The organism is Isoptericola cucumis (assembly GCF_014635665.1).
In the GTDB taxonomy this organism is placed as follows: Bacteria; Actinomycetota; Actinomycetes; order Actinomycetales; family Cellulomonadaceae; genus Isoptericola; species Isoptericola cucumis.
In genome coordinates, this window is the sequence record NZ_BMDG01000002.1 from 201774 (window position 1) to 224334 (window position 22561).

The following is a 22561-nucleotide window of genomic DNA, read 5'->3' on the forward strand; positions in this document are numbered from 1 at the left end:
GCCCCACGGACTGGAGCACCCATGCGCTACCGCACGATCGGAGACGGCACGACGTCCTTCGAGGTCAGCACCCTGTGCCTCGGCACGATGTGGTTCGGCACCCGGACCGACGAGGAGACGTCCCGGGCGGTCCTCGACCGCTTCGTCGAGGCCGGCGGCACGTTCCTCGACACGGCGAACAACTACAACGGCTGGGGTGGCGGCCACGGCCGCGACAGCGAGGACGTGCTCGGCCGCTGGCTCGCCGACCGGGGCAACCGCGACGCGCTGCGGATCGCCACCAAGGTGGGCGCGGCCAAGAAGGACCCGGACCTGCCGCTGCAGCCCGTGCCCCCCACGAACTACCAGGGCCTCGGCGCCGAGACCATCGCCTGGGAGGCGCGGGAGAGCCTGCGGCACCTCGGCGTCGACCACGTCGACGCCTACTACGGCCACGTGGACGACGTCGAGACCCCGCTCGCGGAGACCGTCGGCGCGTTCGGCAAGCTGCAGGCGGAAGGGCTCGTCGGGATCGCGGGCATCTCGAACGTCGCGCTGCACCGCGTCGTCGAGGCCCGGGAGGAGGCCCGCCGGCAGGGGGTCGCCCCGTACGGCCTGGTGCAGCAGCAGCTCACCTACCCGTACCCGCGGCCCGACGTCGGCCGGCACAACTGGGCGTCGTACGAGCTGCTCGACTACGCCCGGGCGTCGTCCGAGGCGGGCAGCCCCCTCGCCGTCGTCGCCTACTCGCCGCTCATGCAGGGCGCGCTGGTGCGCGACGACAAGCCGCTGTGGGACGGCTTCGACCACCCCACGACGCACGAGCGGCTGCGCGTGCTGCGCGAGGTGGCGGCCGAGGTCGGCGCCACGCCGAACCAGGTGGTGCTCGCGTGGCTCCTGGGCGGCGACGTGCCCGTGGTCCCGATCGTCGGGGCGAGCAGCGTCGCCCAGCTCGACGAGCTGCTCGGCGCCGCCGACCTCGACCTCGACCCCGAGCTGCGGGCGCGCCTCGACGCGGTGTGACGACGGGCCCGGCTACTCCAGCCACTCGGTCTCGAACCGGTCGCTGGCGTGGATGTGCACGGCCTCGTACAGCTCCGGCCCGATCACGGTGAACTTGTGCGGCACCCGGGCCGGAGCCACGAGGATCTGCCCGCCCACGGCGACCATCTCGTCGTCGCCCACCCGGAACAGCGCCCGGCCGGACCGGATGACGAACGTCTCGGGGTAGGGGTGCAGGTGCAGGCGGGGGCCGACGCCGTCGGTGTCGGTGCGCTCGAAGATCACCGACACCGCCGAGCCGTGCAGGTAGCCCTCGAGGTTGCCGTGCGGCAGGTCGGACTGCTGGACCAGGGGGATGCTCATGCCGCGGTGGACCGCGCCGGCGCCTCGAACTGATCGGTGGCGCGGTCCGCCCGACCGGGGCTACGGGAGCGGCAGGCCGACGCCGTCGCGCAGGCGGTCGCGGGCGGCGGCGGGCAGCTCGCCCCAGTCGTCCAGGGTGTCGAGGTCCACCTCGGTGCCTGGGCGGTGCACGACGGCGACCGGAAGGCCGGCGCGCCCCGCCTCCGCGACGTGCGCGGCGCACGAGCCCGGGCCGAAGCGGAACGTGAACCCCGGCGTCGCCGGCACGAGCAGCAGGTTCGTCCCGGTGCCGTGCCGGTCGGGAGCCACCACGACGGAGGCGTCGGCCGCGAGGAGCGCCGCGACGTCGGCGGGGGACAGGAGCGGCAGGTCGGCGTGCGCGACCAGCACCCGCCGCGCCCCGAGCGCGGCGGCGTGCTCGCGTCCGAGGTCGAGCGCGGCGTCGAGCCCCGGCCGGTCCGCGGGCTGCACGACGACGCCGACGTCGAGCCCGGCGAGCGTCTCGGCCGCGAACGGGGCGTCGGCCGTCACGACGGCGACGCGGTCGACGGCGTCCGACGCCACCAGCACGCCGACCACGTGCCGCGCGAGCGTCGCGACGAGCCGGCGCCGGGCGGCCGGGCCCAGCGCCGTCGCGAGGCGGGACTTGCCCGAGACGCCGTCCCGCACGGGGACGACGGCGACCGTCTCGGGTGCGGCGCTCACGGAGCCCGGTGGCCGACGGCGGCCAGGAGCTCGCGGGCGAGGCGCTCGCGTCCGGCCGGCCCGCCCATGACCGTGTCGGTGACGACCACGTCGAGGCCGAGGTCGCGGATCGGGCCCGCGAGGGCCGCGTCGGCGTCGTCGATCGTCATGACGTCCACCAGGCCGGTGTAGAGGCGGGCGACACCCAGCGCGGAGACCTCGTGGCCGAGGGTCTCGAGGATCTGCGCCGCGGGGCCCTTGATCGCCCGGCCCCCGACGATCGGGCTCACGGCCACCCGACGGGCCGTCGAGCTCTCGACGGCCGCGCGGACGCCGGGCACCGCGAGCACGGGGTCCACGGACAGGAACGGGTTGGAGGGCGCCACCACGAGCACGTCCGCGCCCGTCAGCGCGTCGAGCACCCCGGGCGCCGGCAGCGCCGTCCCGGCGCCGTCGAACGTCAGCCCGAGCACGGCGTCGGCGTGCCGGCGGCGCACGAAGTACTCCTGGAACGCGACCCGGCCGGAGGGGGTGTCCACGAGGGTGCGCAGCCGGTCGTCGGTCACCGGCAGGATCCGCGCGCGCACCCCGAGCGCGGCGGCGAGGCGGGCGGTGACGGCGCTGAGCGGCTCGCCCGCACGCAGGGCGGCGGTGCGCACCACGTGGGTCGCGAGGTCCTTGTCCCCGAGCGTGAACCAGGTGTCCTCGCCGAGCCGCGTGAGCTGCTCGAGGGTCGCGTAGGACTCGCCCTGCAGCCCCCAGCCGCGGTCCTCGTCGTTCGCGCCCGCGAGCGTGTAGACGACGGTGTCGAGGTCGGGGGCGACGTGCAGCCCGTGCCGTTCGGTGTCGTCGCCGACGTTGACGACGGCGGTCAGCCCGCGGCCCTCGTCGTCGGGGGCGCCGCCGCCGGGCAGGGCGAGGGCGAGGCCGTGGGCGAGGCGGGCACCGCCGACGCCGCCGGCGAGCAGGGTGACGCGCGGAGCGACGGGGGAGGAGCTCACCTGCCGAGCCTAAGCGTTCCCCGGGACGGCGAGGGTGGAGGATGGGCGCATGGCCGTCTTCGCTTTCTCCGTGTCCCCGCTCGGCGCCGGCGAGTCCGTCGCGGACTCCGTCGCCGAGGCCGTCCGCATCGTGCGCGACTCGGGCCTGCCGAACCGCACCACCGCGATGTTCACCGAGATCGAGGGGGAGTGGGACGAGGTGATGCCGGTGGTCCGGCGCGCCACCGAGGCGGTGGGCGCCGGTGGCCACCGCGTGTCCCTCGTGCTCAAGGCGGACATCCGGCCCGGCTACACCGGCCAGCTCGACGCCAAGGTGGCCCGGGTCGAGGAGCGGCTGGGCGGCTCGGCCGCGGGCCCGGGCGCGGTTGCCCCGGACGACGACGAGGCCACGACCGGGCACGCCTGATTCGTCTCGTTTACCCGTTTCACGACGTCAGGTGTGCCCCGCCGCGCCGGATATGTCCCGTGGCCCGCGTCACTGAGGAGGCCACCCAGGTGACTGGCCTAGGCTGTGCCCGGGATACGGCCGCAGGGGTCGTGATCCGAACCAGGAGTTGTGCGCATGCCACTGTTCGAGGTCGACGGCCAACGGCCCCTCCTCGTCCAGTCCGGACGGTCCCAGGTCACCCGTGAACCGGGGGTCGGCACCACGGCCCACGCGGTCGTGGAGAGCCACATCGACGGTCTGCTGGGCGAGCAGATCTTCCCGGTCGCGCCGGGCGCCGGGCCCGACGAGCCCCACCTGCTGGCGCTCGACGCCACGGGGTCGCCGGTCGTCGTCGAGCTCGTGGCCGAGCTCGACCGGTCGGCGCTCACCAAGGCCCTCGACCACGCGGGCGCGGCCGGCCGGCTCACCCGCGGCGAGCTCGCGTCGCGGTACCACGGAGGCGCGTCGGCGTTCCACCGCGACGTGGCCGCGTTCTACGACAGCGTCCCCATCACGCGTTCCCAGCCGGGTCGCAGCAGCGCCCGCCTCATCATGATCTGCCAGGAGGCGGACGAGGAGATCCTCAACGCCGTCGACTTCCTGCGCCAGCCCACGATGCCCGTCGAGGTGCTGAAGATGGGCGTGGTGCAGAGCGCGGACGGGCGGCGGTTCGTCGACGTCTCGCCGTTGGTGATCCACCCCGCCTCGTCCGCGACCTCGCCGCAGCTCTCCGCCGCGACCGGCGCCCCGAGCACCCCCGGCGTGACCGGCGACCGGGCCACGCCGAGCACCCCGGCGGCGGACACGCCCGCGTCGTCCGACGTCGAGCCGGAGATCTTCGCCGAGGGCGTCGCGGTCGGGCTGGCGCTGGGCGGCAAGATGCCCGCCGAGGCGCGCGGGCACGCGGCCCCGGCGCAGGTCGCCCCCACGCGCGCCGGCCGCCGTCGTGCCGCCGACGCCGCCGCGCCCCCGACGCCGCCCGCGCTGCCGCTGCCCGTGGACCCCGCCGCCGGTGCCCCGCACGAGGCGCTGCCCACCTCCCTGCCGGGCGGGGGCACGACGACGCGCCGGTCCGCGCCCGTGCGCCGGCGCTCGCGGGCCGAGCGGTTCGCCGCGGCGGAGCAGGCCGCCGAGCAGACGCCGACCTACGAGCCGGTCGCGTCGGACGCCGGTCTCGACTCCTGGAGCGACCACGGCAGGCCCTCCGTGCCGCTGCCCCCGCCGGGTTCCGGCGCGGGCCCGGGCCTGGGCGAGGCGTTCGCCGCCGTCGCGGCGCCGGCGTTCGACCGGCCGGCCCCGTCGTCGTGGTCGAGGCCCGAGCCGCCGATCCCGGAACCTCGCTGGTCGGGCGCCGAGGACGACCTGCCGCGCCTGCAGGTGCCGCCGCTGGAGCCGCCGCGCCTGAGCGTCCCGCCGCAGGACGACGACCGGCCGTGGGAGGACGACACCCTCCCGCGCGCGCCGTCCCGCCGGTACGACGCGCCCTCCTACGACCCGCCGTCGTTCGGTTCCCCGTCCTACGACGGGCGCTCCTACGGCGCCCCTTCGTACGACGCGCCGTCCTACGACGCCCCCTCGTACGACGCCCCCTCGTACGACGCCCCCTCGTACGACGCGCCGTCCTACGACCCGCTGACGGCCCCGGCGGACGCCTGGACGCCGGAGCCGTCGGGGGCGCCGGTCGCGCCCGACGACGAGATCGACCCGGACCTCATCGCCCTCGCGAGCACGATCGGCTACCCGACGCCGGTCGTGTGGTCCCGGCCGCGGCGCCGGCAGCACTACGAGGCGGTGCTGCACCCGGACGGCGCGATCGAGCTGACGGACGGCTCGCGGTACCGGCACCCGGACCACGCCGCCACCGCGGCGTCCGGCTCGCCGACCGTCGACGGCTGGACCGTGTGGCGGCTCGGCTCCGACGGGCCGACGCTCATGGAGGCGTTCCGCCAGCGCTTCGCCTGACCCGTCGCCGAGCGGCGGCCTCAGGCGCGGGCGCGCTCCATCGTGCGCACCCCGACGGCGAGCCCGGCGGCGGCGGTGAGCAGCGCGGCGACCCACCCCCACAGGACGGCGGGCGACGCGAGGTCGCCCGCGAACAGCTCGCGGGCGGCGTCGACGACGTAGCGCAGCGGGTCGGCGTACGAGACGGTCCGCATCCATGCCGGCCCGCCGTCGAGGGGAAGCAGCATCCCCGACAGCAGCATGAGCGGGAAGATCACCGTCTGCTGCACGACCCAGAACATCCACTCCTGCTTGCGCACCGCGAGGGCGAGGGCGTACGAGAACCCGCCGATCCCCACGCCGAGCACCGCGAGCTGGCCGAGCGTGAGCACGACGCCCAGCGGGTCGGGGCGCAGGCCGAAGGGCAGCATGACGAGCACGACGACCAGCGCCTGGACGACGACCGGCACCACCTCCTTGAGCGCCCGCCCGACGAGCATCGCGGACCGGGACATCGGCGTGACGAGCAGCCGTTCGTGCGAGCCGGAGACGAGCTCCATCTGCAGGTTCGAGCCGGTCCCGGTGGTCCCGAACAGGGTGGACATCACGAGGATCGACGGCACGAACCACAGCCAGACGTCGCCGCCGAGGGCGTCGGTCCCGCCGAGCGAGCTCACCAGCAGCGGCCCGAAGAGGGCGAGGAAGAACAGCGGCTGCACCAGCCCGAAGAGCATGGAGAACGGGTCGCGCACCAGCGGCCGCAGCTCGCGGACGAGCACGAGGCCGGTGTCGCCCCAGAACCGGCCCGCCCGCGACGGGGTCGTGGCGGGGGCGACGGGGACGCGCGGCGGGCCCGCGACGGTCGTGTGGCTCATCGGGCCACCTCCTTCGTGAGGTCCGGCGTGCGGCCGGACGAGGGGTCGAGCGCCGTCTCGCGCAGGCTGCGGCCGGTGAGCGCGAGGAAGACGTCGTCGAGGGTGGGGCGCGAGACCTGGACGCCCAGGACGTCGACGCCGGCGGCGTCCGCGGCCCGCAGCAGCCCGGGCACCGCGCGGGTGCCGTCGGTGGAGCGCACCGACACCACGCCGGTGGAGAGCCGGTCGGGACCGGCGTCCCCGGCGCCGTCGTGGTCCGCGGTGACGTCCACGGCGACCTCGCGCGTGCCGGCGTCGCGCTCGGCGATCTGCGCGAGCACGGCCAGGTGCTCGGGGGCCGCCTGCAGCGCCACGTGGTCGCCCGCGAGGTCGGCCTTGAGCGCGTCGGCGGTGTCGTCGGCGATGACCTCGCCGTGGTCGACGACGACGACGCGCTCCGCCATGGTGTCGGCCTCGTCGAGGTAGTGGGTCGTGAGGACGATCGTCGTCGGCGGTCCGGAGCTCTCCGCCGACCGGGTGCGCAGGCGCAGCACGTGCTCCCACAGGTTGGCCCGGTTGTGCGGGTCCAGGCCGGTGGACGGCTCGTCGAGGAAGAGCAGCGGCGGCGCCTGGACGAGCCCGAGGGCGACGTCGAGCCGCCGGCGCTGGCCGCCGGACAGGCTGTCCACCTTGCGCCGGGCGAGCGGGGCGAGGTCGAGCGCCTCGAGCAGCTCGTCGGCGCGGTACTCGGCGGCGCGCCGGTCCAGGCCGTGCACCCGCCCCTGCAGCACGAGCTCGTCGCGCACCTGCTGCACCGAGGCCGCGCCGTTGCCCTGCCCGACGTACCCGATCGCGGCCCGCACGCGGTGCGGCGCGGTCGTGACGTCGTGCCCGGCGACGTGCGCCGTGCCGGACGTCGGGGCGAGGAGCGTCGTGAGCATGCGCATCGTCGTGGTCTTGCCGGCGCCGTTCGGGCCGAGCACGGCGACGAGCTCGCCGGCCTCGACGTCGAGGTCGATGCCGCGCACGGCGTGCACGGTCTCGTGACGGCTCACGACGAAGTCCTTCGTGAGCCCGCGAGTTCGGATCATGGTCCACCTCCTGTGTGGGTTCGACGACCACGATGCCGACAGTTGCGGTCAGCCTCTGTCCGCTACTGGTGGCAACCTGAGGTCATGATCGAGACGTCGGGCCGGCTGCTCTCCCTGCTGTCGCTGCTGCAGGCGCGCCGGGACTGGCCGGGCACGCTCCTGGCCGACCGGCTCGGCGTCAGCCCGCGGACCGTGCGCCGCGACGTCGACCGGCTGCGCGAGCTCGGGTACCCGGTGCAGGCCACGCGCGGCCCGGACGGCGGCTACCGGCTCGTCGCGGGGGCCGAGCTGCCGCCCCTGCTCCTCGACGACGAGCAGGCCGTGGCCGTCGCGGTCGCCCTCCAGACGTCGACCACCGCCGGCACGCAGGACGCCGCGCTGCGCGCGCTCGCCACGGTCCGCCAGGTGATGCCGGCGCGGCTGCGGGCGCGCATCGACGCCCTGGAGATCACCGCCGCCCGCGACCCCGAGGCGCCGGCCAGGCCGGAGGTCGACCACGACACGCTCCTCGCGCTCGGCACGGCGATCCGCGCCGCCGAGGTGGTGCGGTTCGACTACGCGCGCGGGTCCACACCGGTGGTCGGCACCGGCCCCGACGCGTTCCGGCCGCCGCGCCGCGTGGAGCCGCACCACCTCGTGACGGCCGAGGGGCGCTGGTACCTCGTCGCCTTCGACCTGGACCGCGACGACTGGCGACGTTTCCGCATCGACCGGCTCACGCTCCGCACGGGCAGCGGCCCGCGCTTCCGCCGGCGCACGGTGCCGGGCGGCGACGTCGCGCGCTACGTCCTCGAGGGGTTCGAGGCCGTGAGCCCGACGGCGGTGCGTGGCGAGGCCGTCCTGCACGCGCGGGCCGACCAGCTCGCGCCGTGGGTGGGGCGGTGGGGCGTCGTCGAGGCGCTCGAGGACGCCGACGACGGCCCGCGGTGCCGGATGGTGCTTGCGTCGTGGTCGTGGGTCGGGCTCGCCGCGCAGCTGGCCATGTTCGACGTGCCGTTCGACGTCGTGGGCCCGCCCGAGCTGCGCGCCGCGCTGCGGACGCTGGCGGCCCGCAGCGACGCCGCGGCGGCTGACTGACCGGTCAGGGCAGGACGACGATCTTGCCCGTCTGCTCGCCCGCCTCGAGGCGTGCCAACCCGTCGGCGACGCGCGCGAGCGGCACCTCGGAGTCGATCACGGGCCGTAGGCCCGTGCGGGCGCAGAACCGCACCAGGGCGGCCAGGTCGTCGCGCGATCCCATCGTCACGCCCTGCACGCGGATCTCGTTGAAGAAGACGCGGGTCAGCTCGGCGGGCGGGGCGTCGCCGGACGTCGCCCCGCACACGACGATCGTGCCGCCGGGCCGCACCGACCGCACGGAGTGCGCCCACGTGGCCTGGCCGACCGACTCGACGACGGCGTCCACCCGCGCGGGCAGCCGCTCGCCCGGCTCGACGGCGTGCGCGGCGCCCAGCTCGAGCGCCCGCGCCCGCTTGGCCGCCGAGCGCGACGTGGCGACGACCTCGAGGCCCGCGGCCGCGCCCAGCGCGATCGCCGCGGTCGCGACGCCGCCGCCCGCGCCCTGCACGAGCACCCGGTCGCCCGGGGTCAGGCCGCCCGCGCCGAACAGCATCCGGTAGGCGGTGAGCCAGGCCGTGGGCAGGCAGGCCGCCTCGGCGAACGACAGCTCGTCGGGGAGGGGGACCAGGTTGGCCGTCGGGACCGCGACCCGCTCGGCCAGCGTGCCCGGGTACTTCTCCGACAGCAGGGTGCGCCGTTCGCGCGGGCCGACGCCGTGCCCGTCCGCGCCGATCACCCCGTGCACGAGCACCCGCGAGCCGTCGGGCGCGACGCCGGCGGCGTCCGTGCCGAGGACCATCGGCAGCTGCTCGGCCCGCAGACCGACGCCGCGCAGCGACCACAGGTCGTGGTGGTTCAACGTCGCGGCCTGCACGTCGACCGTGCTCCAGTGCTCCCTCTCCTCGGGTTCCGGCCGCTGGCCCACCTCCAGGCCGTCGAGCGGGGAGTCGGGCGAGAACCGGGCGACGGTGGCAGCGAGCATGCCGCCCAACCTACCCACAGCACCCGCCGGCCGGGCGACGGCTGGTCGGCTCTCCTGCGTGCAGGGGCCGGTCGTCGGCCGAGCCTGTGGCTCCGCTTCGGGCGAGCGCCTCTCCCTCAGCCCTCCTGCGTGCCGACGTCGAACATCCAGGTGATGCCGAACCGGTCGGTGACCTGACCGTAGTAGTCGCCCCACGGCGCGAGGTCGAACGGCATCGCGTCGGAGCCGCCCTCGGCCAGCTGCGCGTACGCGCCGGCGACGTAGTCGTGGTCGGCGGGGCCGCCGGTCAGGGCCACGACGACGCCGCTGGTCGGCGCGACGTACGGCATCATCGAGCCGGTGTCCGAGGCCATGAGGGTGAGCCCGGCGGGGGTGTCGAGCTGGCCGTGCATGACCAGCTCGCGGTCCTCGGGGGCGACGGGCATCCCGGCCTCCTCGGGCATGTCGCCGAACAGGCTGAGGTCCAGCTCGCCGCCGAGGACGGACCGGTAGAACTCGAGCGCCTCGCGGGCCTGGTTCTTGAAGCTGAGATACGGGTTGAGCCGGACCATGGGGGATCCTCCTGGACGACGGTGGCGCACGGTGGACGGCCGCCGCTGCGGCGGCCCGGAACCACGCTAGGCACGGCGTCCGACACCCGCCGCGCGAACGGCCTCGGGCGCTGCGGCGTCAGCTGCCGGAGCCGGGCTCCGGGCTCCGGGCGTGCGCCCCGGCGAGGAAGCTCGCCACGATCGGCCCGAGCTGGTCGAACTCGATGAGGAACCCGTCGTGCCCGAAGTCGGACCGCACGAGCCGCAGCGGCTCCGCGCCCGGCACCCCGGCCGCGATGCGCCGCGCCTGCTCGGGCGGGTACAACCGGTCCGAGTCCACCGCGACCGCGAGCGTCCGGGCGGTGATCTGCGCCAGCGCCGCCTCGACGCCGCCGCGGTCGCGGCCCAGGTCGTGGCTGAGCATCGACTCGGTGAGCACCAGGTAGGAGTTGGCGTCGAAGCGCCGGGCGAGCTTGTCGCCGTGGTGGTCGAGGTACGACTGGACGGCGTACCGCCCGCCCGTCATCGGGTCCTCGCCGCCCTGCGGGAGACGCCCGAACCGCTCGTCGAGCTCCACGGCCGTGCGGTACGTCGTGTGGGCGATCTGCCGGGCGACGGCGAGGCCCGCGTGCGGCCCGTCGCCGTCGGGGGCGTCGTAGTAGTCGCCGCCGCGCCAGCGCGGGTCGGCGCGGATCGCACCGAGCTGGGGGTGGGCCCAGGCGATCTGGTCGCCCGAGGTCTGCGCGGTCGTCGCGATCGGGGCCACGCCCCGCACCTCGATGCCGGCCTCGGGGCCCATGAGGGCCCACTCGAGGACGCGGAGGCCGCCCATCGAGGCGCCGATGACGAGCTCCCAGCCGTCGATCCCCAGCTGGCGGGTCAGCTCGATCTCCGCGGCCACCTGGTCGCGCGTCGTGATGCGGGGGAAGCGGCCGCCCCAGGGCCGGCCGTCGGGGGCGGTCGACGCGGGCCCGGTGGTGCCCTGGCAGCCGCCCAGCACGTTGGGGGCGACGACGAAGTACCGGTCGGTGTCGAGGGGTGCGCCCGGCCCGACCATCTGCTCCCACCAGCCGGCGCTGTGCTGACCGGGGCCCGCCGGGCCGGCCAGGTGGGCGTCGCCGGTGAGGGCGTGCAGCACGAGGACGGCGTTCGACCCGTCGGGGGCCAGCTCGCCCCAGGTCTCGTACGCCACCCGCACGTCGGGCAGCACACCGCCGGACTCGAGCTCGACCGCGCCGACGTCGGCGAAGCGGCGGGCGGCCACCGGGTCGCCGTCGCGCCACGCGCCCGAGCCGGGCACGGGCGCGGCGGCCCGTGCCCGGTCCCGCGCCGTCGGCCCGGGCGTCGCGTACCGGCGGTCGCCCGCCACGGTCACGCCGCGGCCTCGCCGTCCGCGCCGGCCCGCCTGCCCGCGCCGGTGGCGGCGGCCGCCGCGGCGAAGCCGAGCTCGAGGTCCGCGAGGATGTCGTCGACGTGCTCGAGCCCGACGGCGAGCCGCACCAGGCCCGGCGTCACGCCGGAGAAGGCCTGCTCGGCGGGCGTGAGCTGGGAGTGCGTCGTCGAGGCGGGGTGGATGACGAGGGACCGCACGTCGCCGATGTTCGCCACGTGGGAGTGCAGCTGCAGCGCCGAGACGAACGCGCGCCCGGCGGCGTTCGCCTGCTCGTCGTCGTCCGTCACCAGCTCGAAGGCGAGGACGGCGCCCGCGCCCGCGGGGGAGTACCGCTGGGCGTTGGCGTACCAGGGCGAGGACTCCAGGCCGGCGTAGTGCACGACGCCCACGTCGACGCGCGCCTCGAGCCACTCGGCGACGCGCTGGGCGTTGGCCACGTGCCGCTCCAGCCGCAGGGACAGCGTCTCGAGGCCCTGCGCGAGCAGGAACACGTTGAACGGCGAGATGGCGGGGCCGAGGTCGCGCAGCAGCTGGACGCGAGCCTTGAGGACGAACGCCAGGTTGGCGCCCAGCGCCGAGCCGACGCCGAGGTCGCGCGCGTAGACGAGGCCGTGGTAGCTGGGGTCGGGCTGGTTGAAGTCGGTGAAGCGGTCGGGGTCGGCGGCGTAGTCGAAGGTGCCGCCGTCGACGATGACGCCGCCGATCGACGTGCCGTGCCCGCCCAGGTACTTGGTGGCCGAGTGCACGACGATGTCGGCGCCGTGCTCGATGGGACGCACGAGGTAGGGCGTCGCGACGGTGTTGTCGACGATCAGCGGCACCCCGACCTCGTGGGCGACGCCGGCGACCCCGGCGATGTCGAGCACGTCGGCGCGCGGGTTGGGGATCGTCTCGCCGAAGAAGGCCTTGGTGTTCGGGCGGGCGGCGGCGCGCCAGGCGTCGAGGTCGTGCGGGTCGTCGACGAAGGTCGTGGTGATGCCGAGCCGCGGCAGCGTGTGGTGCAGCAGGTTGTACGTACCGCCGTACAGGCTGGGGCTGGCGACGATGTGGTCGCCGGCCTGGGCCAGCGTGAGGATGGCGATCGTCTCGGCGGCCTGGCCGGAGGCGACCAGCAGGGCGCCGACGCCGCCCTCGAGGTCGGCGACGCGGTTCTCGACGGCCTCCTGGGTCGGGTTGCCGATGCGGGTGTAGATGGGGCCGAGGTCCTTGAGCGCGAACCGGTCGGCGGCGACGTCGGCGGATGGGAACTCGAACGAGGTCGTCTGGTAGATCGGCAGGGCGCGGGCCCCGGTCACGGGGTCGGGCACGGTGCCGGCGTGGATCTGGCGCGTCTCGAAGGACCACGTGGCGGCGGGGGTGGCGTCGGTGCTCATGTCTGCTCCTGGCTGGTTCGGCGGCGCTGGTTCGGCAACGGTCGGGCGGGGCCGCGGTGCCCAGGCCTGCACGCTGGGGACCGCGACGGTCGAGGTGCGCACGGGGCAGGATGCTGCGCCGATGCCGGTTCGGTGAGCCGGCCGCAGGCAGGCGAACGTGCGCGGTGGTCAGCGGCACATTCGGCGGGTCATGCGCTCGACGGTAGCCCGGGTCGCCGGCGGGCGACAGGGCTGGTCCATTATTCGAGACCAGGATTTGGACGGCGTGTCGCCTTGCTCCGGACCGTGTGTCGTGATTCTCCGGTGGCGCTCGTGCACCCGGTGGGCGAGCCTGGGCGGGGTTGCCAGGACGTGCTGCCCAGGGGGAGGAGCAGAGCATGGTCCGCACGCGACACGCCCCGCGTCCCGCACCTGCGAGCACGGGACGCCGGACGACGACACCCGTGCGCGCGACCGCCGTCGTCGCGGCCGCGCTCCTCGGGGTCCTGCCGACCGCGGCCGCACCTGCGGCCTCCGCCGACCCGCCCAGCGACGACGACGTGGCCGCCGCGCACGCCGCCGTCGACGCCGCCCACCTGGACGTCGCGGGGGCGCAGCACCGGCTCGACGCCATCCGCGGCGAGCTCGCGCAGGCGGAGGTCGTCGTGCAGACGGCCGCCGAGGACTACGCGGAGGCCCGCGAGGGCGTGCGGGTGGCGCGCGAGGCCGCCGACGACGCGGCCGCCCGCGCCGACCGGGCGCGCCAGGCGCAGGCCGAGGCCCGGTCGGCGCTCGCCGACGCGTACCGGACGACGGCGCGCGCCGGCGACCCCAGCCCGCTGGCCGTGGTCGCCGGAGCCCACGACGTCGACGGCGTGGTCGCCGGCGGTGCCGCCCAGCGCGCCGTCGACCGCAAGAACGCTCGGGCGGTCACGGCCCAGGCCGACGTGCGCGCGACGGCGGAGAACGCGGACGCCCGCTGGGACGCCGCCCGCACCGAGCTCGCCGAGGCGAAGGAGCAGGCCCGGACGGCGTTCGAGGCCGCGCAGGACGCGGCGGCCACCCTCACTGCCCGGACCGCGGCGGCAGAGGACGAGCGCGACCGGCTCTACGCCCGCCTCGCCCAGTTGCGCAGCACCAGCGTCGAGCTCGAGCGGGAGCGCGAGCAGGCCCGGCAGGAGCAGGCGGAGCGGGCGCGGGAGCGCGCGGCACGCGAGGCCGTCGTCGCGCAGCCGACGCCCGGGGACGCGTCCGGCGGGCCTGCGGCCGACGCAGGCGAGCCCGCCGACGACCGCGCGACCGCCGACGACCGCGCGACCGCGCCCGCCGACGCCCCGCGCGAACCCCGCGACGAGGCGCGCGAGCGACCCGCCGCCGAGCCCGACCCGGCACCGGCGCCCGACCCCGAGCCCACCCGCGAGCCGAGGCCCGACCCGCGGCCCGAGCCCCCGCCGGTCAGCGGCGTCGAGCAGGGCGCGGCGGCGCAGGGCCGTGAGGCCGTGGCGTGGGCGCGCTCCAAGATCGGCATCGCCTACCAGTGGGGCGGCACCGGCAACCCGGGCTACGACTGCTCCGGGCTCACCTCGGGCGCGTGGAACGCCGCCGGGGTGTGGATCACCCGGACGTCACGCTCCCAGTACCTCAGCGTCGGCAAGGTCTCCTACGACCAGCTGCGGCCGGGCGACCTCATCTTCTACGCCAACGACACCTCCGACCCGTCGAGCATCCGGCACGTGGCGATCTACTCCGGCAACGGGATGATGGTCGAGGCGCCGCGGCCGGGGATCGCGGTCCGCGAGACCCCGGTCCGCTGGGACGACGCGATGCCGTCGGCGGGCCGCCCCTGACCGAGGACGCGTCGACCCGGGTCGCGACAGGTCGCGACCTGCGGGCGACGCGGGGCCGTCCCGCCCGCGGGCACCGTGGCGGTCATGACCACGCGACCCTCACCTGTCCCCGCTGTCCTCGCCGTACTCTCCTGCCTCGCGGCGCTCGCCGCGGGAGCGCTGCAGCTGCGGGGCGCCCCGCCGACGGGCTACGCGGAGGTCTTCGCGCCCGTGTGGGTCGCGCCGGTCGCGGCCGTCGCCGGTCTGGTCGCGGTCGGGCTCGGCACCCGCCTCCCGCGCGTGACGGTGCCGGTGGGGTGGGCGGCCGTCGTGCTCCTGTTCTGGGGGTCGGGCGGCCTCGCGCTCGAGGGGTTCCGTGCCTTCTTCGCCGTCACCGGCATCCCGGCGGGGGACTTCGCCGAGGTCGACGTGCCGGGGATGGTCGTGCGGACGTTGTCCGCCCTCGCGGCCGTGACGACCGTCCTGTACACCTGGGGCGTCGGACGGAGGCTGCGGCCGGCGGCGAGGGGCGGACGTCACCGGCCGCGGTACCTTGCCCTGGCGATGTGCGTCCCGTACCCGTCGCTGAAGGTCTACTGGTGGCTCGGCGGGACGTTCGGCCGCCCCGAGCCCCACACGGGGGGAGTGCCCTGGATGGAGCTGGTGCTGTTCGCGACGGGAGCGCTCGTCGTGCTCGGGCTGACCGGGCCGGTCGTCGAGGGGCGCCTGCGGCCCGCGCTGCTCGCGGCCGGCTGGCTCGGCTCGACCGCGGCGCTGACGATGGGCGCGCTCATGGTGTTCGGCACCCTCTCCCAGCTGCTCGGCGTGAGCGACGGGCCCGTGGACCTCGACGCCGGAGCCGTCATCGGCCTCGTCGCGATGACGTACGGCAGCTGGCTCGTCGTCGGGGTCGCGCTGCTGGCGGCGACGCTGCAGGCGCACGACGACCGCCGTCCCGGGGCCCCGAACCGCGCGGTCGGCGACCGGGTGCTGCGGGGAGCCGCATGACCGCGTGGCCCGCCCGGGGCGACGTCATCCTCGCGGCCGCGGCCGCGCTCGTGCTGCTTCCCCCCACCGTGGTGGTCGCGTCCCGGTCGATGCCCCCGGGTGCGGCGGCGACGGTGGTCGCGCTCGCGGTCGCGGTCCACGCGGCGTTCGCGTGGCGCCGTCGCTCGCCGGTGGTGTCGCACGCCGTGGTGCTCGGCGCGCTGGCGGGACAGCTCGTCACGACGGGCCTGTTCCTGCTGCTGCCGTCGGCCCTCGTGGTGTGGCTGTCGGTCTACGCCTGCGTGGCCTGGTCGGCGCGCCCCTGGCTCCCGGCGGTGACCGGGGCCGTCGGTGTCGCCGCCACCGTGCTGCGCTACGCGACGGACCCCGCCGCGCGCGCCTCCGGGTTCGGGCCGGCGCCCTGGCTCCTGGCGCTGCTGCTCCTGGCGCTGCTGGCGGCGTCGTGGACGGCGGGCCTGCTGCGGCGGGCGCAGGAGTCGGCCCGGCGCGACGCCGAGGCGCGGCACGACGCGGCCGTGGCCGAGCAGGTCGCGCGGGCCGACCGGGCGGCGCTCGCGGAGCGTGCGCGCATCGCGCGGGAGATGCACGACGTCGTCGCGCACTCGCTGGCCGTCGTCGTCGCCCAGGCGCGGCTCGGGCGCGCGGCGCCGGCCCGGGCGCAGGAGGCCCTCGCCGCCGTCGAGGAGGCGGGACGTTCCGCGTCCGGCGAGCTGCGCGGGCTCCTGCACGTGCTGCGCCCGGACGTCGCGGACGAGCCCGGGACGGTGGGCGACGGGTCGGACGACGCGGGCCGCCCGGCGCCCGGCACGGCCGACCTGCCGGCGCTCGTCGAGGAGGTCCGCGCGACCGGGCGCACCGTGATCCTCGACGTCACGGGCGAGCCGCGAGCCCTCGGCCCGGTCGCCCGGCTCGCCGTCTACCGTGCGGTGCAGGAGGCGCTCACCAACACCGCCCGGCACGCCGGGCCCGGCGCGGCGGCGCGGGTGACGCTCACGTGGGGCGGCGAGGGGCTGGAGGTCGTGGTGGCGGACGACGGTGGGGCAGCCGGACCCCGGCGGCGCGGCCCGGCCGCGCGTCCGGCGGGCCTGGGCCTGCGCGGCATGCGCGAGCGGCTCGAGGCCGTCGGGGGGACGCTCGAGGTGCGGCAGGGCGTCGGCTGGACCGTCGTGGCGACGGTCCCCGTGCCGCCCGGCGCCGCGGGGGCCCGGCCGTGATCCGGGTGCTGGTGGCCGACGACCAGGACCTCGTGCGGGCGGGGGCCGTGGCCGTGGTCGACGCGGCCGAGGACATGGTCGTCGTGGCGGAGGCCGCCGACGGCGGGGCCGCGGTCGAGGCGCAGCGTCGGCACCGCGCGGACGTCGTCCTCATGGACGTCCGGATGCCGGTGCTCGACGGGATCGAGGCGACCCGGCGGCTCGTCACGGGTGCGGCCGACGGATCGGTGCCCCCGTGCCGTGTCGTGATGCTCACGACCTTCGACCTCGACGAGTACCTGTTCGCCGCGCTGCGGGCCGGTGCGAGCGGGTTCCTGCTCAAGGACGCCCCGACGCACGACCTGCTCGCCGGGGTACGCGTCGCGCACCGGGGCGACGCCGTCGTCGCGCCGTCGGCGACCCGTCGCCTGCTCGCGCACGCGGTGCCCCGCCTGCCCGACGTCGCCGCCCGCACCGCCGCCGTGGCCGTGCTGTCGGAGCAGGAGCGGCGCGTCGTGGGGCTGCTCGCCGAGGGGCTGTCCAACGCGGAGATCGGCGCCCGGATCTTCGTCTCGGAGGCCACCGTCAAGACCTACGTGGGACGGGTCCTCGCCAAGCTGGGCGTGCGCGACCGCGTCCAGGTGGTGGTCTGGGCCTTCCGGCACGGCCTCGCGGAGTGACGACCCGGCGCCTGCCGGCCGCCGTCGGTCAGGCGCCGTCCGGCGCCGGCCAGACCATCGTCAGCTGGTGCGCGCGCCCGCCGTCGACGCGCAGGCCGGGGACCGCCGGCGTGCCCCCGTGCGGCACGAAGCCGGCGCGGGCGAAGAACCGCGCGGCGCGCTCGTTCTCGACCAGCGTCTGCAGGTAGGCGCCGGGCACGCCGGCCGCGCGCACGTGCTCCTGGAACGCGGCCATGAGGCCCTGGGCGAGCCCGGTACCGCGTGCCTCGGGCGCCACGTTGACGTGCAGGTGGGCCGGCCACCGCGGGTCGTCGAGCTCCCCGGCGGAGGCGTCGCCGGCCCGCTTGGCGCGCACGCCGTCGACGATGCTGCGGGCGAAGAACGGCATCGCGCGCGGCCGGAGGAACACGAGGTGCCGCGAGATCGCGCGGACCATGCGGTCCTCCTCGCTCGGCACCGCACCGCCGCCGAGCGAGCCCGCGAGGTAGCCGACCAGGGCGCCGTCGGCCACGGCGACGAAGACCGACCCCGGCTCGTGGTCGAGGTAGGGCGTCAGGTAGATCGCGGCCTCGGAGGGGACGTGCCCCCACAGGTCGCCGGTGGGGGAGCCGTCGCCGGCGCGGGCGAAGAGCTCCAGGAGCTCCTGGCGGTCGGTCTCCTGATAGCGACGGACGCCGCGCTCCGTGGTGGTCATGGACGGATCAGCACCTTGGTGGCGCGGCGCTCGTCCATCGCGGCGTAGCCCTCGGCGACGTCGGCGAGCGGCAGCTCGAGGTCGAAGACCTTGCCCGGGACGATCGCGCCGGACAGGACCTCCGGCAGCAGCGTCTCCATGTAGTGGCGGGCGGACGCCATCCCGCCGCCGACGGTGAGGTTGCGGTCGAACAGGCGGCGCACGCTCAGCTCGGGCCCGCCGTGGGGGACGCCGACGAAGCCGACGCGCCCGCCGCCGCGCACGACGTCGAGCGCGGTGTCCATCGACTGCTTGGTGCCGACACACTCCAGCGCGGCGTCGGCCAGGTCGCCGTCGAGCAGGTCGCGCAGGGCCGCGAGCCCTTCCTCGCCACGCTCGGCGACGACGTCGGTGGCGCCGAACTCGCGGGCCAGCGCCGCCCGGTCGTCGTGGCGGCTCATCGCGACCACGCGCTCGGCGCCGAGCAGGCGGGCCGCGATCACGCCCGAGAGCCCGACCGCGCCGTCGCCGACCACGACGACCGTGTCGCCCGCCGAGACCCGGGCCGAGGACGCGGCGTGGTAGCCGGTGGACATCACGTCCGCGAGGGTGAGCAGGTGCGGCACCAGGCCGGCGGCCTCGATCTCGGCCTCCGTGCGCCCGACGGGGACCAGGGAGTGCTGCGCGAGCGGGATCCGCACGCGCTCGCCCTGCGCGCCGTCGACCGGGTGACCGTCGCGGTCGGTGCCGCCGAAGCCGGTCACGAGGTCGCACGCCGCCGGGAACCCGGCGCGGCACGACTGGCAGACGCCGCAGCTCATCGTGAACGGCAGGATCACGAAGTCGCCCACCCGGGCGGACGTCACGTCGGAGCCCAGCTCCTCCACGACGCCCACGAGCTCGTGCCCGATCGGCCGGGGCCGCTTCACGGGCGTCACGCCGCGGTACGGCCACAGGTCGGAGCCGCACACGCAGGAGGCGACGACGCGCACGACGGCGTCCCCCGGGGTGAGGATCGTCGGGTCCGGGCGCTCTTCGGCGCGGACGTCACGGGTGTCGTGGATGACGGCGGCAAGCATGGGCCTCACCCTATGCGGGCGACGGCCGAAAGAGGTCAGGTCGGTAGTTCGGGGTGAGGTCGGCGGTCCGGACCGCCGACCTCACCCCGAACTACCGACCTGGTCGTCGGTGTCGGCGTGGGCGGCTCAGTGGCCGTCGTAGTAGCCGGTGTCCTTGGCGCGCTGGAAGGAGCGCTCGATCTCGGCCTCGGCGTCGTCGCGGCCGACCCAGTGGGCGCCCTCGACGGACTTGCCGGGCTCGAGGTCCTTGTACACCTCGAAGAAGTGCTGGATCTCCAGGCGGTGGAAGTCGGAGACGTCGTCGATGTCCTGGCGCCATGCGGCGCGCTGGTCGCCCAGGGGCACGCAGAGGACCTTGTCGTCGCCGCCGGCCTCGTCGCGCATGCGGAACATGCCGAGGGCGCGGCACTTGATCAGGCAGCCGGGGAACGTCGGCTCCTCGAGCAGCACGAGCGCGTCCAGGGGGTCGCCGTCCTCGCCGAGGGTGCCCTCGATGAAGCCGTAGTCGTCCGGGTAGCGCGTCGAGGTGAAGAGCATGCGGTCGAGGCGGATGCGACCGGTCTCATGGTCGACCTCGTACTTGTTGCGCTGGCCCTTCGGGATCTCGATCGTGACGTCGAACTCCACTGTTCCTCCATGCTCGGGACGGCTCGGACATGCTCGGGCATGCTCTGGTGTGCGGGCATGCTCGGTGCGGACGCCCTGACAAAGTGTGCCATGGAGCAGTCCGCCGGCCCGGTCGGCAGGCCTGGCTCCGGCGGCCGTGCGGACGTGGGAAGATACGCGTGGAGCGCGCCACGGCAGTCCGTCTGTGACGATGCTCACGGACACGGGGAGGGCCTCATGGGGTGGCGGGCGAGCTTCGGCGCCACCGTGACGACCGTGGTCGTGGTCTTCGGGGGATACCTGGTGGCCGACGCCTACGACGTCGTCCCCGGCATGCTCACCACCGCTCCCGCCCCCGCACCGCCCGCGCCGTTCCCGTCGGCCCCGGGGGCCACCACCGGCACGATGGCGGAGCGTCCGCTGCCCGACCTGCCGGACGACGCCCCCGTGCCCACCCGTCAGGCGGTCGGCAGGCTCGTGACCGACGTCACGGACTCGGGCCGGCTCGGCAAGCGTGTCGGGGTGCTCGTGACCGACGGCACCACCGGCGACGCGCTCGGCGGCGCCGCCCCGGACCGGCCGATGGTGCCCGCCTCCACGCAGAAGGTGCTCACGGCCGTCGCGGCGATGTCCGGCCCGGGAGGCGACGCCACGCTGCCCACCACGGTCGTCCTCGACGGCGACGACCACCTGGTGCTGGTCGGCGGCGGCGACATGATGCTCGCCGCGGGGGCGGGCGACCCCGACGCCGTGAACGGGCGCGCCGGGCTCGCCGACCTCGCCGAGCAGGTCGCGGACCAGGTCGCCGACGACGGTCGCGCGACGGTCACGCTGAGCGTCGACGACACGCTGTTCACCGGTCCGGCGATCGCGCCGGCCATCCCGAAGGCCTGGATCAAGGGCTACATCGCCCCGGTGTCCGCCCTGGCGGTCGACGTCGCCCGGCGCTCCGACGGCGAGTACGCGCCGCGCTACGCCGATCCCGCGCTGCGCGCCGCGGGCCAGTTCGCCGCCGCGCTCGAGAAGCGGGGCGTGACCGTGCGCGGCGACGTCGGGCGTGCGGCCGCGCCGTCGTCCGCCCACGAGGTCGCGCGCGTCGAGTCCGCGCCGCTGCGCGACCTCGTGACGTACCTGCTGGAGCACTCCGACAACACGATCACCGAGGTGGTGGGGCGCGTCGTGGCGCTCGACGCCGGGCTCCCGGGCTCCCTGGACGGGGCACGCGAGGCCGTGACCGCCCAGGTCACGGACCTCGGCGTCGACCTCGACGGCGTGCGGCTGGCCGACCTGTCCGGTCTCGGCAGGGGCTCGCTGATGACGCCGCGCCAGCTGGCGGACGTCGTGCAGCTGGTGCTGGACCCCGAGCACCCGGCGCTGCGCGACGTGGCCCGGGGGCTGCCCGTCGGGGGCCTGTCCGGCACCCTGGGCGACCGCTTCCCGAAGAGCAACCCGGGCCGCGGGTACGTGACCGCCAAGACCGGCAGCCTGCCCGACGTGCGAGGGCTCGCGGGCACGGTCGTCACGGCGGACGACCGGCAGCTCGTGTTCGTCGTCCTGGCCGACCGGATCGACGACACGTGGCGCGCGACCGACGTGTTCGACGACTTCGCCGGCGCGCTCGCCGCGTGCGGCTGCTCGCCGTGACCCTCCGCCCGTCCCACCCGGCGGGCCCACGGGGGTCGCTGGATACGGTGGACCCGTGACCTCCACCGCTCCCGCCGCGGAGCCCCTGCTCGACTGGACGGCGGCGGCACAGATCGCCGGCCGTCTCGCCCGACCCGGCACCACCGCGCCCCGCGCCGAGCTCGACGAGCTCGTGGCCGGGCTGCGGACCGCCGCGGGCGACGCCGTCGGGCACGTGCTCGACGTGACCCGCATGGCCCCGGCGGCCCGGCTCGCCGACGGCGGGCTCGGCGACGTGCACGTCGTGGACCGCGCCGGCTGGACCCGCGCGAACGCCCAGTCGATGCGCGCCATGACCGACCCCGTGATGGCGACGCTGGGGTCGCAGGTGCCGGCGACGTCGGCGGGCGCGCGGTTGGCGGGCGCCGCCGAGGCGGGCGGCCTGCTGGCGCTGCTCTCGGGCCGCGTGCTCGGCCAGTTCGACCCGTACGGCGCCGACCGTGGCCGGCTCCTCCTGGTGGCGCCGAACGTGCTCCAGGTGGAGCGCGCCCTGAACCTGCGCCCGCGGGACTTCCGCCTGTGGGTGTGCCTGCACGAGCAGACCCACGCCCTGCAGTTCGCCGCCGCGCCCTGGCTCGCCGACCACCTCGTGGGGCGCGTCGGGGGACTCCTGAGCGGGGTCACGGAGAGCTCGCTGCGCATGGCGCGGGCGCCCCTGCGGCAGAAGCTGGCCGTCGTCGGGCGCACGGTGCTGCGTGCCGCGCGCGGCGAGCTCGTGACGCCGCTCGACGGCGTCCTCGGGCCCGCCGAGCGGCGCGAGCTGGAGGAGATCACCGCCGTGATGGCCCTGCTCGAGGGGCACGCCGACGTGATGATGGACGCCGTCGGGCCGCGCGTGGTGCGCACCGTGCGCACCATCCGCGCCCGCTTCGAGAAGCGTCGTGACGGCGAGGGCGCGCCCGCCCTCGACGTCGTGCTGCGCCGGGTGCTCGGCATGGACGCCAAGCTCGCGCAGTACCGCGACGGCGCCGCCTTCGTGCGGGCCGTCGAGCAGCAGGTGGGCCGCGACGGCCTCAACGCCGTCTGGAGCGAGTCGGCGCACCTGCCGTCCGCCCGCGAGATCGCGGACCCGCGCGCCTGGGTGCGCCGGGTGCACGGATGAGCCGGAGATGCAGCAGAAGGGACGAGGAACGAGGCGCTCGCCTGCAGCGGGAC

General features: G+C 76.2%; 22 protein-coding genes. 10 read left to right on the forward strand and 12 right to left on the reverse strand.

Going from position 1 to position 22561, the window contains the following annotated elements:
- Positions 1–21 precede the first annotated feature (21 nt).
- Positions 22–1002: an aldo/keto reductase gene (locus IEW03_RS03110; RefSeq protein WP_188522188.1), complete on the forward strand. Its 981-nt coding sequence runs from the start codon at positions 22–24 to the stop codon at positions 1000–1002.
- A 12-nt stretch (positions 1003–1014) separates the two neighbouring features.
- Here IEW03_RS03110 and IEW03_RS03115 read toward each other — a convergent pair whose 3' ends face one another.
- From IEW03_RS03115 to cofD, 3 genes are read right to left on the reverse strand one after another with little or no spacing between them, the layout of a single operon-like run.
- Complete coding sequence (locus IEW03_RS03115; protein WP_188522189.1) at positions 1015–1344, reverse strand: cupin domain-containing protein; 330 nt, start codon at positions 1342–1344, stop codon at positions 1015–1017.
- Between the two features lie 60 nt (positions 1345–1404).
- Positions 1405–2049 (reverse strand): 2-phospho-L-lactate guanylyltransferase, encoded by a 645-nt coding sequence (cofC, locus tag IEW03_RS03120; protein WP_188522190.1) that lies wholly within the window; start codon positions 2047–2049, stop codon positions 1405–1407.
- On the reverse strand, positions 2046–3029 hold the full coding sequence (gene cofD, locus IEW03_RS03125; protein ID WP_188522191.1) for a 2-phospho-L-lactate transferase: 984 nt from the start codon (positions 3027–3029) through the stop codon (positions 2046–2048). Before cofD ends, cofC begins: the two co-directional genes overlap by 4 nt.
- 49 nt (positions 3030–3078) lie before the next feature.
- Between cofD and IEW03_RS03130 the strand changes: the two genes are divergently transcribed.
- Together IEW03_RS03130 and IEW03_RS03135 are read left to right on the forward strand one after the other, a co-directional pair.
- Positions 3079–3435: a thiamine-binding protein gene (locus IEW03_RS03130; RefSeq protein WP_188522192.1), complete on the forward strand. Its 357-nt coding sequence runs from the start codon at positions 3079–3081 to the stop codon at positions 3433–3435.
- Positions 3436–3591: 156 nt separating this feature from the next.
- The gene (locus tag IEW03_RS03135; protein WP_188522193.1) at positions 3592–5418 is read left to right on the forward strand and encodes a restriction system modified-DNA reader domain-containing protein; all 1827 of its coding nucleotides are present in this window, start codon (positions 3592–3594) and stop codon (positions 5416–5418) included.
- Between the two features lie 20 nt (positions 5419–5438).
- Here IEW03_RS03135 and IEW03_RS03140 read toward each other — a convergent pair whose 3' ends face one another.
- Both IEW03_RS03140 and IEW03_RS03145 read right to left on the reverse strand, forming a co-directional pair.
- Positions 5439–6272, reverse strand: a complete 834-nt coding sequence (locus tag IEW03_RS03140; RefSeq protein ID WP_188522194.1) for an ABC transporter permease — start codon at positions 6270–6272, stop codon at positions 5439–5441.
- Positions 6269–7342, reverse strand: coding sequence for an ATP-binding cassette domain-containing protein (locus tag IEW03_RS03145; RefSeq protein ID WP_188522195.1), 1074 nt, complete (start codon positions 7340–7342; stop codon positions 6269–6271). Before IEW03_RS03145 ends, IEW03_RS03140 begins: the two co-directional genes overlap by 4 nt.
- Positions 7343–7426: 84 nt before the next feature.
- Here IEW03_RS03145 and IEW03_RS03150 point away from each other — a divergent pair, with 84 nt between their 5' ends.
- The gene (locus IEW03_RS03150; protein ID WP_188522196.1) at positions 7427–8419 is read left to right on the forward strand and encodes a helix-turn-helix transcriptional regulator; all 993 of its coding nucleotides are present in this window, start codon (positions 7427–7429) and stop codon (positions 8417–8419) included.
- A gap of 4 nt (positions 8420–8423) precedes the next feature.
- Here IEW03_RS03150 and IEW03_RS03155 read toward each other — a convergent pair whose 3' ends face one another.
- The 4 genes from IEW03_RS03155 to IEW03_RS03170 all read right to left on the reverse strand — a co-directional run bounded on the left by IEW03_RS03155 (position 8424) and on the right by IEW03_RS03170 (position 12679).
- Positions 8424–9383: a zinc-binding dehydrogenase gene (locus IEW03_RS03155; RefSeq protein ID WP_188522197.1), complete on the reverse strand. Its 960-nt coding sequence runs from the start codon at positions 9381–9383 to the stop codon at positions 8424–8426.
- Positions 9384–9499: 116 nt separating this feature from the next.
- Complete coding sequence (locus IEW03_RS03160) at positions 9500–9934, reverse strand: VOC family protein (RefSeq protein WP_188522198.1); 435 nt, start codon at positions 9932–9934, stop codon at positions 9500–9502.
- A 118-nt stretch (positions 9935–10052) separates the two neighbouring features.
- Complete coding sequence (metX, locus tag IEW03_RS03165; RefSeq protein WP_188522199.1) at positions 10053–11288, reverse strand: homoserine O-acetyltransferase MetX; 1236 nt, start codon at positions 11286–11288, stop codon at positions 10053–10055.
- The gene (locus IEW03_RS03170) at positions 11285–12679 is read right to left on the reverse strand and encodes a bifunctional o-acetylhomoserine/o-acetylserine sulfhydrylase (RefSeq protein WP_188522200.1); all 1395 of its coding nucleotides are present in this window, start codon (positions 12677–12679) and stop codon (positions 11285–11287) included. Before IEW03_RS03170 ends, metX begins: the two co-directional genes overlap by 4 nt.
- Before the next feature lie 377 nt (positions 12680–13056).
- On the opposite strand from IEW03_RS03170, the gene IEW03_RS03175 reads away from it, so the two are divergent.
- From IEW03_RS03175 to IEW03_RS03190, 4 genes are all read left to right on the forward strand, one after another.
- On the forward strand, positions 13057–14505 hold the full coding sequence (locus IEW03_RS03175) for a C40 family peptidase (RefSeq protein WP_188522201.1): 1449 nt from the start codon (positions 13057–13059) through the stop codon (positions 14503–14505).
- 84 nt (positions 14506–14589) lie between these two features.
- Positions 14590–15492 (forward strand): hypothetical protein, encoded by a 903-nt coding sequence (locus tag IEW03_RS03180; protein WP_188522202.1) that lies wholly within the window; start codon positions 14590–14592, stop codon positions 15490–15492.
- On the forward strand, positions 15489–16706 hold the full coding sequence (locus tag IEW03_RS03185; protein ID WP_188522203.1) for a sensor histidine kinase: 1218 nt from the start codon (positions 15489–15491) through the stop codon (positions 16704–16706). Before IEW03_RS03180 ends, IEW03_RS03185 begins: the two co-directional genes overlap by 4 nt.
- Positions 16703–17365 carry a response regulator gene (locus IEW03_RS03190; protein WP_188522204.1) on the forward strand — a complete coding sequence of 221 codons (663 nt, stop codon included), beginning with the start codon at positions 16703–16705 and terminating at the stop codon, positions 17363–17365. The genes IEW03_RS03185 and IEW03_RS03190 overlap by 4 nt, the downstream gene beginning before the upstream one ends.
- 28 nt (positions 17366–17393) lie before the next feature.
- Here the strand turns inward: IEW03_RS03190 and IEW03_RS03195 are convergent, their stop codons facing one another.
- The 3 genes from IEW03_RS03195 to IEW03_RS03205 form a co-directional block, all read right to left on the reverse strand.
- On the reverse strand, positions 17394–18059 hold the full coding sequence (locus tag IEW03_RS03195) for a GNAT family N-acetyltransferase (protein ID WP_188522205.1): 666 nt from the start codon (positions 18057–18059) through the stop codon (positions 17394–17396).
- On the reverse strand, positions 18056–19117 hold the full coding sequence (locus tag IEW03_RS03200; RefSeq protein WP_188522206.1) for a zinc-binding dehydrogenase: 1062 nt from the start codon (positions 19115–19117) through the stop codon (positions 18056–18058). The genes IEW03_RS03195 and IEW03_RS03200 overlap by 4 nt, the downstream gene beginning before the upstream one ends.
- A 126-nt stretch (positions 19118–19243) precedes the next feature.
- Positions 19244–19744, reverse strand: a complete 501-nt coding sequence (locus IEW03_RS03205) for an inorganic diphosphatase (RefSeq protein ID WP_188522207.1) — start codon at positions 19742–19744, stop codon at positions 19244–19246.
- 216 nt (positions 19745–19960) lie between these two features.
- On the opposite strand from IEW03_RS03205, the gene dacB reads away from it, so the two are divergent.
- On the forward strand, positions 19961–21367 hold the full coding sequence (gene dacB, locus IEW03_RS03210; RefSeq protein ID WP_188522208.1) for a D-alanyl-D-alanine carboxypeptidase/D-alanyl-D-alanine endopeptidase: 1407 nt from the start codon (positions 19961–19963) through the stop codon (positions 21365–21367).
- A gap of 55 nt (positions 21368–21422) precedes the next feature.
- The gene (locus IEW03_RS03215) at positions 21423–22508 is read left to right on the forward strand and encodes an Rv3626c family coenzyme F420 biosynthesis-associated protein (RefSeq protein ID WP_188522209.1); all 1086 of its coding nucleotides are present in this window, start codon (positions 21423–21425) and stop codon (positions 22506–22508) included.
- The last annotated feature ends 53 nt before the right edge of the window (positions 22509–22561 follow it).